This window comes from Arhodomonas sp. AD133 (assembly GCF_051195215.1).
Lineage (GTDB): Bacteria > Pseudomonadota > Gammaproteobacteria > Nitrococcales > Nitrococcaceae > Arhodomonas.
The window spans coordinates 62,257-74,469 of the sequence record NZ_JBNAZM010000022.1 but is presented as its reverse complement, the minus strand read 5'-3'; the positions used below and the strand labels follow the sequence as shown (position 1 = coordinate 74,469).

Genomic DNA, 12,213 nt, shown 5'->3' with positions numbered 1-12,213 from the left:
TGATGGGTAACGCCGAAAATTGTAACCGCCAATCATCAACTTGTGCGCGGATCCCGGGATCGCGTCACGCATCCAGGAATACTTCTGAGAAGATTAGTAGCTAGTTTACCCAGCCAGGAGAGAGTCGGTTGCCAAGAGCAACCGACCTACGTGTGGCTCGTTCCCGTGTTTGGGGCTCAAGCCGGGTAGATCGGCTGCACTTGGCAGCCGACATCTCTGCTTGACCGGCAACGGAGTATCTACGCGCCCTTGAACCTTCGTGATGCTTCGTGTCCTTGGCGTCTTTGTAGTTCTTCTCCCCGGTCACTGAGAGGCGACCCCGCTTGAACTTGCGCGGGGTCGCCTCGACATAGACGTTCTGGTTTTCCGTTCACGACAGGAGGCAAGCGATGTCACGCCATTTCGAGAAAGCCGAGGGGCTGTGCGAAACGCCGGATCCCGAGACCCGGCAGTACGTCTTCAACCAGACGATGATGCGCATCAAGGATCCGAAGCGCTCCCTCGACTTCTACACGCGAGTGCTGGGCATGCGCCTGGTGCGCAAGCTCGACTTCCCCGAAATGGAGTTCACCCTGTACTTCCTCGGCTACGTCGACGAAACCGACGCCGCCGGGGTACCCGCCGACGATGACGCGCGCACCACCTGGACGTTCGGCCGCGAGGCGATGCTCGAGCTCACCCACAACTGGGGGACCGAGAACGACCCGACGTTCGCGTACCACAACGGTAACGATCAGCCCCAGGGCTTCGGGCACATCGGCATCACCGTGCCGGACGTCTACAAAGCGGCCGAACGCCTGGAGCGCTTCGGGGTGGAATTCGTCAAGCGCCCGGACGACGGCAAGATGAAGGGACTCGCCTTCATCAAGGATCCCGACGGCTACTGGATCGAGATCCTCCAGGCGGACATGCTGGAGAAACAGCGCCGCGGCTGACCCGGTGATCGGCGAGCGGCTCACGCCTGTAACGCAGGCGTGCGTCGCGTCTGGCCGGCGCGAGCGCGAAAGCGCTCCCAGAGCCTCTCGTGGAAGAAATAGCCTACCGTGTTGCACAGCGGTTCGATGAACGCGATCAAGCCGCCCAGTGCGATGCTCCCGGTCATGACGTAGACCACGCCGAAAGCGATCGAAAAGTGCATGGCCGCGAATGTCAGCGTCTTGATCATGGCGTGTGACCTCCTTGGCTCCACACCATTAACGATAACGATTCTCGTTAAACTATCTAATCAACCTTCCCTGCCTTTACGATAGACCTTATCTATCGAAACCAAGCCACCCGCCGCATGCCCTGTTGCCTGGGCATTCCAGGATCGGGCTCAGTAGCCTCCAGAGGCCGACTCGCGGCCCGTATCGTCGCTGGGATCGCCGTCATCGACCTCATCCCCGGCATCCGCCCGCTCGACCAGGTCCCGATCCAGCCGCTTGCGCGGGGCAAGACCGAGCCGCCGCAGCTGCTCCACCTGGCGGACGAGGTTGCCCCGGCCGTCCACGAGACGGCTACGGGCGGTGTGATAGCTCTGCTCGGCACGCTGGAGATGACCGCCTACCTCGTCGAGCGCGTCGACGAAGCCCACGAACTTGTCATGGAGCTGACTCGCCCGGCGGATGATGCGCTCGACGTTCCGATTCTGACGCTCGTACTGCCAGATACGTTCGATGGTCTTGAGCACTGCCAGCAGCGTGGTCGCGCACACGGGAATCACCCGACGCTCCATGGCCCGCTCCACCAACGCCGGATCCGCCTGCATGGCGGCGAAGTAAGCCGGCTCCAGCGGCACCCACATGAGCGTGTAGTCCAGGGTGCGGATATCCGGGAGGTGGTCATAGCGCTTGCCGGCGAGCTCGTCGATGTGGCGCCGCACCGACTCCACGTGAGCCCGCAGATGGGCGGTGCGCTCCTCCTCGGTCTCCGCATTGACGTAGCGCTCGTAGGCGGTGAGCGAGACCTTGGAGTCGATCACCACGTCGCGCTGCTCGGGGAGGTGAATCACCACGTCGGGGCGCAGGCGCCGGCCATTGTCGTCGGTATACTGGGCCTGGACGTCATACTCCTCGCCGCGGCGTAGCCCGGACTCCTCCAGCAGGCGTTCCAGCACCAGCTCGCCCCAATCGCCCTGGCGCTTGCTATCGCCGCGCAGGGCGTTGGTAAGTGCGTGGGTTTCAGTCACGATGCGCGAGATCTCGTCGCGCAAGCTGTGGCGTTCCTTGCTCGCCTCGCGCACGTCGCGATGCAGCCCCTCCATCTGCTCGCGGAAAGGCTTCAGTAGGTGGGTGAGCTGGTCGCTGGTGTTTCGGCGGAACGCCTCGCTCTTGTGCTCGAAGATACGGTTGGCGAGGTTTTCGAACTGCTCGCTCAGCCGCTGCTCCGCGGCTTCCAGGGTGCGTTCGCGCTCGGCCATGGCGCGCTCGCGCTCCGTGCGCTCTGTCTCCAGGCGGCCGAGGCGATCACGCAACCCGGCGCCCTCCTCGGCGAGGCGATCACGCTCGGCGGTCAGCTCGGCATGCACCTGGCGGGCATCGGCGAGGCGTTGCTCCAGGGCCTCGTTGCGGCTTGAGAGCTCGACACACCGGCTTTGCAGGCGCTCGCGCTCCGCCGCGAGGCCTTCGGCGCGTTGCAGATCGCGCTCGCGCGCCCCCGACTCGGCTTCCGTGCGCGCGAGCCGCTCGCGCAACGCCTGTTCCCGCTCACGGGCCGCTTCCAGGGCCGCGTCGGCCTCTGCCTCGCGCTCCGCGTGTTCCGCCCGCTCCCGCACCAGTGCACGGCGTCCCCGCCACAGGCCGACTGCCAGGCCGAGGAGCATCGCTAATGCCACGGCACCACCGACCATCGCCTGCTGCCCGGTGGTCCAGCCGGCTATCCAGGCCCCCAAAGCCTCGAGCGTCATTCATCGTCCTTCTGCTGCCCGGTCCCGTCATCACAGCCACGCGGGCACGCCCAACGCGGTGCGCCGCCCGGCCCGCGGCGGATCACGCGATAGGTACCACAGCGCTCGCACGCCGGCGGTGCGACATTGGCGGCCCCGCCCACTTGGCCGGCACCACGCGCGCGCCGGGCGCCACGCCGATTGTACCCGACACCGCCCGCCGCTGCGGCGAGCCAGAACACCAGCCAGACCGGGGCCAGGCGCGCAAGCAGGGAGACCACCGCCCACGGGTCTTCTCCATCCGAATGCGGGAGCATTTGCGGTGCGAATACGAGTAACAGGTAACCCACCACGCCGGTGATCACGAATCCCGTCACCGGCAGGCGCAGGCGCGATTTCGTCATGACATGCCGTTGGCTGTTGTCCTGTTACCATGTTGGGCTTGCTGCTCAGGGACCGCAATGACCGAACAAACCGATATCACCACCCTGCTGGAGCGTTACGAGGCCATACTGCTCGACGCCTACGGCGTGCTCGTCACCGGTGCCGGCGCCCTGCCCGGGGCGGCCGCGCTCATCGAGCGCCTGGAGCGCGACCGTCGCCCGTGGCATGTCGTCACCAACGCCGCCTCGAGCCTGCCGGAACAGCTCGCCGAACGCTTCCGGCAAATGGGCGTGCCGATACCACCGCACCGGGTGATCACCTCGGGCAGCATGATCGAGCATCACTTCGGGGCGTCGGACCTGGCGGGGCGTCGCTGCGCCGTGCTCGGACCGGTGGCGAGCCACGAGTACGTGCGCCGGGCCGGCGGTGACGTCGTTGGCGTGGACGAGCCATTCGACGTCCTCTGCGTCTGCGATGAGGAGGGGATCGATTTCCTGGACATGGCCAACCGTGCGCTGACCGGCGTCTGCCAAGGGCTGGACGCCGGCCGGGACGTGCAACTGGTGCTCACCAACCCGGATATCATCTACCCCAGCGGCCCCGGGCGCTTCGCCTTCACCGCGGGCGCGCTGGCACTGCTGATCGAAGAGGCACTGGCGCTACGCTACCCCGAGCCGCCGCGATTCACCGCCCTGGGCAAACCCGAGCCGGTGATATTCCGCGAAGCCCTGCGCCGGACCGGCGCGGAGGCCGGCAACGCCGTGATGATCGGCGACCAGCGTCACACCGACATCCTCGGCGCCCACCGCGCCGGCATCGCCAGCGCCCTCGTCGCCAGTGGCGTGGCCGGCGACCGAACCCATGACGACCTGCCCGCGCCGACGTGGCTGCTCAGCGGTTTGGGAGAAGGGGACTAAAAGGGTTTGAGTTCAAAGGACCAAGTGGCAAGTCAAAAGTTACGAGCCGTTCGATGCGCGACTTTCAACTTGCCGCTTGGACCTTTGAACGCCCATTAATCCGAGCCCTCCGCCAGCGCTGCATCGGATTCGGCGGCAAAGAACGCCTGCACCTCGCGGAAGCTGCGCGTCAGGCGCATGGAAGGAAGGCTGTTGAGGAAGACACGACCGTAGCCCTTGGTGACGATGCGGTTGTCGCCGATGATGAGCACACCGCGATCACCCGCGTCGCGGATGAGGCGACCGACGCCCTGGCGCAGGGTGATGACGGCCTGGGGGAGCTGGAAGTTCGCGAACGGGTTGCCGTCGCCCTGGCGTAACGCCTCGATCCGTGCCTGGGTGACCGGGTCCGAGGGCGAGGCGAAAGGCAGCCGGTCGATGATTACACAGGATAGCGCCTCGCCACGCACGTCGACGCCTTCCCAGAAGCTCTGAGTGCCGAGGAGCACCGCATCGCCGGCGGCGCGAAAACGCTCGAGCAACCGCGCCTGGGATGCCTCGCCCTGCACCAGCAGGGGGTGGTCGACACGTTCGCGCAATTGCTCGGCGGCGATGCGCAGCGCCCGGTGGCTGGTGAACAGCAGAAAAGCCCGCCCGCGGCTTTCGCGTAACACCCACTCGACCATGACCAGGTAGCGCTCGAGGTAATCCGGGGCATTCGGCGGCGGCAGCTTCGCGGGGACGTAGAGCAGCGCGTTGCGCTCGTAGTCGAACGGGCTTTCCACCCGCAGGGTCTCCGGCTCGCCCAGGCCCAGGCGTGCGATGTAGTGGTCGAAGCGTTCGCCGACGGACAGCGTCGCCGAGGTGAAGATCCAGCTCCCCGGGTGCTTGGCCATCTGCTTGCGGAACGTGTTGGCCACCTCCAGCGGCGTGAGACGCAGGATGAACGACTGGGTATGGGTCTCGAACCACTGCACGTGCTCGTCGTCGGCGCCGTCGAGGAACTCGCCGAGGGCGTCCTGCAGCTCGGCGGCGCGGCGCCACGCGCTCTCGATGCCCTTGCCGCGCTGGGCGTGGGGCGAGAGGTGGTCGTGGAGGCCGGCGAGACGTTCACGCACCCGACTCAGCGCGGCGTGAACGTCTTCATCCTCGGCCAGCGCTGCCCAGGGTTCACGCCGCCCCGATTCGCCCAGGGTGAGGCGGAAATCCAGCACGGCCTTGTGCAGCGATTCGGCGGCATCGGCAATGTCCGTGGCCTCCTTGGCCTCACGGATCTGCTCCAGGCGGGCATCGCGGGTCAGGTCGCCGAGTTGGCGGCTGCTCACGGCCAGGCCGAAGAACTGCGCCGCCGTGTCCGGCAGCTGGTGAGCCTCGTCCAGAATCCAGGCATCGGCGGCGGGTAGTACCTCGCCGAAGCCGCCCTGGCGCACCGCCCAGTCGGCCATCAGCAGATGGTGGTTGACCACCACCACGTCGGCCTCCTGCGCCCGCCGGCGAGCCTCCATGAGGTGGCACTCGTCGTGGAAGGGGCATTCCTGGCCGAGGCAATTGTCCGGCGTGGAAGTGACCTTGCCGAGCAACGGTCCGTCCACCGTGGGCACCGGCGCCTCGGCGAGGTCACCGCTGCGGGTGGTCTGCGCCCACTCGCGGATGCGCTCGAAGCGTCCGGCCTCGCGCCGCGATTCGAAACGCCCCTCCTCCGCCGCGGATTCCATGCGGTACAGGCAGAGATAGTTCGAGCGCCCCTTGAGCAGCGCCCGGCGAACGGGAATCTCCACCGCCCTGGCGACCAGCGGCAGATCCTTGTGGTAGAGCTGATCCTGAAGGGTCCGTGTGCCCGTGGAGACGATCACTTTCTGGCCCGAGAGCAGGGCCGGCACCAGATAGGCGAACGTCTTGCCGGTCCCCGTGCCCGCCTCGGCCACCAGCGTGCCGCCGGCCTCGAGGGTACGGCCCACCGCCTCGGCCATGGCCTGCTGCTCGGCACGCGGCGCGAAGCCGTCCACCGCGGCGGCCAGGGCTCCGCCTTCGGCAAGAGCCTCCTGTGCCCGCTCGGCAATCACTGGCCGCCGTCCAGCCTGCGGGCCCGGGCGTCCGCCTCCCGCGCGCCGGCGCTGTCGCCCTGGAACTTCCGGCAGGCGGCAATGAGCCGCCAGTTGGTCGCCTGAAGACCGCGATCCCGCTCGCCGAGGTCGTTGGAGCGCTGGGCGAGGTTGATGGCCTCATCGCAACGGTCCTGGCGGTAACGCACCACGGCGAGGTTCTGCCAGATCACCGCATTGCGCGGTGCCACCCGCAGGGCACGCTCGAGCTTGGCCGCGGCCTCGTCGTTCCGTCCGGCGCTCGAGGCCGCCTCAGCCTCCCGCACCAGCGCGCGCACGGAAGCCGGCACCTCCACCGTCTCGCTCTCGGGCGGACGCGCCGGCGCCGGCTCGGTCGGCTCGGGGACGGTCTGCCGATCGCTGTCGCCGGGCGGCGGAGCAACCGTCGCACAGGCGGACAGGAACAACGGCAACAGGGCCACGAGCAGCTGGTTACGCATACGGTCCCTCGGGTTGGCGTAGGGCGTCAGTTCACGAGCCCGCGCAGCCAGTCACCGGCGCGCTCGACCACATTACGTTCGCGCGCACACTCAGCGCGCTCGCTGGGCGCTTCCCCACGCACGTAGGGCAGCTCCACCGCACCTCGGCACTGGGCACTCGCGCGCCGGCCGGTGGCGGAATCGATCCAGACGGCTTCGACACCGGCGGGCGGCTCTCCGGACAACGGCCTATAGGGTAGCGCAGCGAAGAGCTCACCCCATATGGTCATCGCACCGGTGGCGCCGGTCAGGCCTGTCCGGCCGTTGTCATCGCGCCCCACCCACACCACGCCCAGGCGGTTGGCGGCATACCCGGCGAACCAGCTATCCCGCAGATCGTCGGTGGTGCCGGTCTTGCCCGCCACCCCGGGATGAGCACCCAGGTAACGCTGCAGCCCCCGGCCGGTGCCCTGGGCGACCACCTGCTCCAGCGCCGTTCGCAATAGATAGACGGACTCGCGGTCGAAGGCATGCTCCACCCGGAGGGAGTAGCGGCTCAATACCTCACCGTCACCGGTCATGACCGCCCGCACGGCCCGCAGCGGCGTGCGGTAACCACCGGTGGCGAGCGTCTCGTACAGGCGAGCCACTTCCAGCGGGCTCTGCTCCACGCTGCCAAGCAATAGCGACGGGTACACCGGCCGCGGCACGTCGGCGCCAAGACGCTCGAGGGTGTCGGCCACCGCGCGCAGCCCTACCGAGAGACCGAGTCGGACGGTGGGCACGTTGTAGGAGTGCGCCAGCGCCTCCCACAGGGCCACGTCACCGTGGCGCTCGCGGTCGTAATTGCGCGGGGTCCAGCTCCGGCCGTCGGCGGCCTGCACGGTTACGGGCTCATCGGAGAGGACGCTGCCCAGCCCGTAGCGCTCGGGACGTGCAAGCGCCGTTAGGTAGACCGCGGGCTTGACCAGCGACCCGATCGGCCGGCGCGCATCCAGCGCGCGATTGAAGCCCGCGTACCGCGGGTCACGACCGCCCACCAGCGCCTCGACCTCGCCGGTATCCACGCCGACCACGACCGCCGCGGCCTCGGTGGCATCGCTCCAGGTTGCGGTACGTTCGGTGACGGCACTCTCCACCGCCCGCTGCACCGATGGCGCGAGAGTGGTGAAGATCCGCAGGCCTTCGCTGCGAAGGTCCGCCTCGCGATAATCCCGGGTGAGGTGCCGGCGAACCAGATCCATGAACGCCGGATACGTGGTGTCGGACTCCGGCGCGCGGCCGAGCACGCTCAGCCGCTCCTTCTTCGCCCGCGCGACCGCATCCTCCGGGGCGAAGCCCTCCTCGGCCATGAGCTTGAGGACCAGGTCGCGCCGCTGGCGTGCCCGTTCGGGATGGCGCCGGGGATGATAGTAGGACGGCCCCTTGACCATACCCACCAGCAGCGCCTGCTGTGCCAGGCTCAGTTGCTGCAGCGGGCGTCCGAAGTAGAACTGACTCGCGAGGCCGAATCCGTGGATGGCGCGCTCGCCGTCCTGGCCGAGATAGACCTCGTTGAGATACGCCTCCAGGATCTCGCGCTTGCCGTAGTGCCACTCCAGCAGCACGGCCATGATCGCCTCGTTGGCCTTGCGCCAGAGTGTGCGCTCGTCGTTCAGGTAAAAGTTCTTGACCAGCTGCTGGGTGAGGGTGCTACCACCCTGAACGATGTGCCCGGCGCGCAGGTTGGCGATAGCCGCCCGCAGAATGCCCATCGGCGAGACACCGAAGTGATCCGCGAAACGGCGGTCCTCCACGGCAAGCAGCGCCGCCACCAGGCTGCGCGGCACGTCGTCGAGCTGGACCAGGATGCGGTCCTCGTGGTTGCCCGGGTAGACACTGCCGATGCGCGCCGGGTCCAGCCGCGTGAGCTCCACCCTCTCCCCGGACCCGGCGCGTGTCAGCGAGGCGAGCCGGCCATCCCGGAATCGCAGGGCGAGCCTCACCGCCGGCTGACTGCCGTCCCAGAATCGGAATGAGCGGCGATGGACCACGAATCGACCGCCGTTGCGCTGATAGCGCCCCGGTGCATCCGCGCGCCCGGCGGCCTGGTAGCCGGCAGCGCGGAGCTCGCGGGCGAATGCGTCGGCAGTGAGGTGGAGCCCCTGGTAGAGCTCCAGGGGCCGGGCATAGACACGCGCGGGCAACGCCCAGCGCTGCCCCTCGAACTTGTCGGTGACGAGGTGATCGAGCCAGGCGGTCCACAAGCCGCCGGCGATCAGGAACACACTTACCGCCAGCAGCGTTACCCGGCGCAGGAACCGCCCGATGCCGCCACGCTTGCCGTTACGCCGGTTGCCCTTTCGCCGGGACTTGCCGGTGCTCTTGGTACGCTTTCGTTGCTTCGCTGCCATCTACCCGGGCTTCAACCGATCACCGGGCACGCCGCGCCGGCCAGTTCACCACCGCCGCGGCAATCCCCCCAAACAGGAACGTCCACAGCGTCCACCACGCAATGCTAACCCCGAGGAAGCGGTCCACCTCGGCGCATTCGCCGGAGCCCGAGAGCACCATGCGCAACGCGTCCCATAGCGGAAACGCATCCAGCATGTAGCCGAGCCCCGGGCCACAGGCCGGCACCTGATCCGGCGGCAGCGACTGCAGCCAGACATGACGCCAGGCGAGCGCCAGGCCCGCCGCCGCCGTTACCAGCGAGAGCACCCCGTAGACCCGCGCGGCGCGGCCGCGCGGCGCATGCAATCCGGCCGCCAGCAATACCAGCGCCAGCACGGCGAAAACCACGCGCTGGAATATACACAGTGGACAGGGCTCCATACCCTCGACGAACTGCAGGTAGCCGGCGATTGCGAGAAACGCGACGCAGGCGAGGAACCCCGCCAGGTTGAACGAACGACGGTGATCGATGAGTAGTTGATTCATGGACGGGATGGAGTGCGCCATGGCCATCAGAGTTCCGCGGCATGGTACCAGAACACCCCCACCGAGGTTCCCGTGCCGATCACCATACGCTAAAGTATGGCGCACTCGTCGCGGGTCGGCGACACGGCAACGCCCGCCCCGGGCTCACCGCACAGGAGGAGACAGGCATGGTGACCCTATTCTGGCTGCTCGCCTTCATCGCACTCATTGGCGTGCTCGCCTCGCGCCGCTTCTCAGTGGCCACGAATACCGCGGCGATCGCCGCCTATCTGGTGATCTTCGGCGCCCTGGGCGCCCACCATCCGGCGTGGGACGCGTTTCTGTGGGTCGTCTTCCTGCTGGTCGCCGTGCCGCTGAACGTTCCGGGCCTGCGCCGACGTCTCGTCACCGACCGTCTGTTCGCCTGGTTCCGCGGGGTCATGCCCGCCATCTCCGAGACCGAGCGTGCGGCACTGGATGCGGGCACGGTGTGGTGGGACGGCGAGCTGTTCACCGGCCGGCCGGACTGGAACCGGTTGCTCGCCAACCCCGAGCCGCGGCTCACCGACGAGGAACGCGCATTTCTCGACGGCCCCGCGGAAGCGCTCTGCCGGATGATCGACGACTGGGACGTGACCCACGAGCGCATGGACCTGCCGCCGCAGGCATGGCAGTTCATCAAGGACAACGGCTTCTTTGGCCTGATCATCCCCGAATCGTACGGCGGCAAGGGATTCTCGGCTCTCGCACACTCGGCGGTGGCGATGAAGCTCGCCAGCCGCAGCGCCGACCTGGGCTCCACGGTGATGGTGCCCAACTCCCTGGGGCCGGCGGAGCTGCTCATGCGCTACGGCACCGACGCGCAGAAGGACTACTACCTGCCCCGCCTCGCCCGCGGCGAGGAGATTCCCTGCTTCGCGCTGACCGGTCCCGAGGCAGGCTCGGACGCGGGCTCGATTCCCGATACCGGGGTCGTCTGCCGCGGCGAGTTCAACGGCGAGGAGGTCATTGGCCTGCGCCTGAACTGGGACAAGCGCTACATCACCCTGGGACCGGTGGCGACCATCCTCGGCCTCGCGTTCAAGGCCTACGACCCGGATCATCTGCTCGGCGACGACGAGGAACTCGGCATCACCCTGGCGCTGATCCCCACCGATACGCCCGGCGTGGAGATCGGCCGACGGCACTTCCCCCTCAACGCCGCGTTCATGAACGGCCCCAACAGTGGTCGCGACGTGTTCATTCCGCTGGAATGGATAATCGGCGGCGAGCCGCAGATCGGAGAGGGCTGGCGCATGCTGATGAACTGCCTTTCCGTGGGCCGCTCCATCAGTCTGCCCTCGGCGGGGACGGCATCGGCCAAGGCCGCCGCCTGGACCACGGGCGGCTATGCCCGGGTGCGCGAGCAATTCGGCATTCCCGTGGGTGAATTCGAGGGTGTCCAGGAGGCGCTGGCACGCATTGGCGGCAATGCCTACGTCATGGACGCCGCGCGCGCGATGACCGCCGGGGCCATCGACCAGGGCGAGGAGCCGGCGGTGCTCTCGGCCGTGGTGAAATACCATCTCACCGAACGCTCACGCCAGAGCATCGGCGACGCCATGGACATCCACGGCGGCAAGGGGATCTGCCTCGGCCCCAACAACTACCTGGGCCGAAACTGGCAGACCTCGCCCATCGCCATCACCGTCGAAGGCAGCAACATCCTCACTCGCAACATGATGATCTTCGGCCAGGGGGCCATCCGCTGCCATCCCTACGTCCTGGCGGAGATCCTCGCCACCCAGGACGACGACCGCGAGGCCGGACGCCGGGAGTTCGACCGATTGCTGGTGGCACACATGGGCTTCGGTATCGCCAATGCCATTCGCTCGCTGCTGCTTGCCGCCAGCGGCGGCTGGCTGGCGGCCGCGCCCTCCGACGCGGCACCGCAGACCCGGCACTACTACCGCAAGCTTTCGCGTTTCGCGGCGGCGTTCGCGCTCACTGCCGACGTCGCCATGCTCATGCTCGGCGGTGCACTCAAACGCCGCGAACGCCTGTCTGCGCGGCTCGGCGACCTGCTCTCCCACCTCTACCTCGCCTCGGCGACGCTCAAGCGCTTCGAGGATGACGGACGCCCGGCAACGGACCTGGCATTCGTGCAATGGGGTGTGGAGGAATCGCTCTACGCGATGCAATGCCGGCTCGACGAAATCCTCAAGAACTTCCCCAGCCGCGCGATGGCGGGACTGCTGCGGGTGCTGGTCTTCCCGATCGGCCGTCGCCACCGGCCGGCGGACGACCGTACCGGTGAACGCGTTGCCCGTGCTCTGATGCAACCCGGCGGCGCCCGCGAGCGGGTGATTCGGGGCATTTACACCAACGATGACCCGGACGACGCCGCCGGTGCGGTAGAGCATGCGATGCGCCGGACGATCGAGGTGGCGCCACTGGAGAAACGTATCCGAAGCGCCATCAAGGACGGTTCCCTCGCGGTGGCCTGGCACGAGGACGAGCTCTCGGTGGCCCATGAGCACGGCGTCATCGACGACTCCGAGCTGACCCGGCTTCGCGAGGCACGGCGCGCACGGGCGAAGGTCATCGCCGTGGACGATTTCGACCCGCAAGAGCTGGCCCGCTCTGCGGGCTGAGACACCTGGCATGCCAGC

At 67.8% G+C, this 12,213-nt stretch carries 10 protein-coding genes; 3 read left to right on the top strand and 7 right to left on the bottom strand.

Annotated features, from left to right (window positions below; translation table 11 throughout):
• Positions 1–389: 389 nt before the first annotated feature.
• Positions 390–935, top strand: coding sequence for a lactoylglutathione lyase (gene gloA / locus ACPEES_RS13460; protein WP_435104021.1), 546 nt, complete (start codon positions 390–392; stop codon positions 933–935).
• Between the two features lie 20 nt (positions 936–955).
• Here the strand turns inward: gloA and ACPEES_RS13455 are convergent, their stop codons facing one another.
• The 3 genes from ACPEES_RS13455 to ACPEES_RS13445 all read right to left on the bottom strand — a co-directional run bounded on the left by ACPEES_RS13455 (position 956) and on the right by ACPEES_RS13445 (position 3,267).
• Positions 956–1,165, bottom strand: a complete 210-nt coding sequence (locus tag ACPEES_RS13455) for a DUF2061 domain-containing protein (protein WP_435104020.1) — start codon at positions 1,163–1,165, stop codon at positions 956–958.
• A 150-nt stretch (positions 1,166–1,315) separates the two neighbouring features.
• The gene (gene rmuC, locus ACPEES_RS13450) at positions 1,316–2,884 is read right to left on the bottom strand and encodes a DNA recombination protein RmuC (protein WP_435104019.1); all 1,569 of its coding nucleotides are present in this window, start codon (positions 2,882–2,884) and stop codon (positions 1,316–1,318) included.
• On the bottom strand, positions 2,881–3,267 hold the full coding sequence (locus tag ACPEES_RS13445) for a hypothetical protein (protein ID WP_435104018.1): 387 nt from the start codon (positions 3,265–3,267) through the stop codon (positions 2,881–2,883). The genes rmuC and ACPEES_RS13445 overlap by 4 nt, the downstream gene beginning before the upstream one ends.
• Positions 3,268–3,324: 57 nt before the next feature.
• Between ACPEES_RS13445 and ACPEES_RS13440 the strand changes: the two genes are divergently transcribed.
• Positions 3,325–4,164, top strand: a complete 840-nt coding sequence (locus tag ACPEES_RS13440) for an HAD-IIA family hydrolase (RefSeq protein ID WP_435104017.1) — start codon at positions 3,325–3,327, stop codon at positions 4,162–4,164.
• 95 nt (positions 4,165–4,259) lie between these two features.
• On the opposite strand, the gene ACPEES_RS13435 is transcribed toward ACPEES_RS13440, so the two are convergent.
• From ACPEES_RS13435 to ACPEES_RS13420, 4 genes are read right to left on the bottom strand one after another with little or no spacing between them, the layout of a single operon-like run.
• Positions 4,260–6,206 carry an ATP-dependent DNA helicase gene (locus ACPEES_RS13435; protein ID WP_435104016.1) on the bottom strand — a complete coding sequence of 649 codons (1,947 nt, stop codon included), beginning with the start codon at positions 6,204–6,206 and terminating at the stop codon, positions 4,260–4,262.
• A complete protein-coding gene (locus ACPEES_RS13430) occupies positions 6,203–6,685 on the bottom strand; it encodes a tetratricopeptide repeat protein (RefSeq protein WP_435104015.1) in 483 nt (160 codons plus the stop codon). The genes ACPEES_RS13435 and ACPEES_RS13430 overlap by 4 nt, the downstream gene beginning before the upstream one ends.
• A gap of 26 nt (positions 6,686–6,711) precedes the next feature.
• Positions 6,712–9,057, bottom strand: a complete 2,346-nt coding sequence (mrcB, locus tag ACPEES_RS13425) for a penicillin-binding protein 1B (protein WP_435104014.1) — start codon at positions 9,055–9,057, stop codon at positions 6,712–6,714.
• Positions 9,058–9,076: 19 nt separating this feature from the next.
• Positions 9,077–9,583 carry a disulfide bond formation protein B gene (locus ACPEES_RS13420; RefSeq protein WP_435104022.1) on the bottom strand — a complete coding sequence of 169 codons (507 nt, stop codon included), beginning with the start codon at positions 9,581–9,583 and terminating at the stop codon, positions 9,077–9,079.
• 167 nt (positions 9,584–9,750) lie between these two features.
• Between ACPEES_RS13420 and ACPEES_RS13415 the strand changes: the two genes are divergently transcribed.
• Positions 9,751–12,195: an acyl-CoA dehydrogenase gene (locus ACPEES_RS13415; RefSeq protein WP_435104013.1), complete on the top strand. Its 2,445-nt coding sequence runs from the start codon at positions 9,751–9,753 to the stop codon at positions 12,193–12,195.
• Positions 12,196–12,213: the final 18 nt, after the last annotated feature.

Coding starts and splice junctions, on each gene's coding strand:
- ACPEES_RS13430 (WP_435104015.1), bottom strand. CDS start 6,685: ATGCGTAACCAGCTGCTCGTGGCCCTGTTGCCGTTGTTCCTGTCCGCC.
- ACPEES_RS13455 (WP_435104020.1), bottom strand. CDS start 1,165: ATGATCAAGACGCTGACATTCGCGGCCATGCACTTTTCGATCGCTTTC.
- ACPEES_RS13420 (WP_435104022.1), bottom strand. CDS start 9,583: ATGAATCAACTACTCATCGATCACCGTCGTTCGTTCAACCTGGCGGGG.
- ACPEES_RS13415 (WP_435104013.1), top strand. CDS start 9,751: ATGGTGACCCTATTCTGGCTGCTCGCCTTCATCGCACTCATTGGCGTG.
- rmuC (WP_435104019.1), bottom strand. CDS start 2,884: ATGACGCTCGAGGCTTTGGGGGCCTGGATAGCCGGCTGGACCACCGGG.
- gloA (WP_435104021.1), top strand. CDS start 390: ATGTCACGCCATTTCGAGAAAGCCGAGGGGCTGTGCGAAACGCCGGAT.
- ACPEES_RS13445 (WP_435104018.1), bottom strand. CDS start 3,267: ATGACGAAATCGCGCCTGCGCCTGCCGGTGACGGGATTCGTGATCACC.
- ACPEES_RS13440 (WP_435104017.1), top strand. CDS start 3,325: ATGACCGAACAAACCGATATCACCACCCTGCTGGAGCGTTACGAGGCC.
- mrcB (WP_435104014.1), bottom strand. CDS start 9,057: ATGGCAGCGAAGCAACGAAAGCGTACCAAGAGCACCGGCAAGTCCCGG.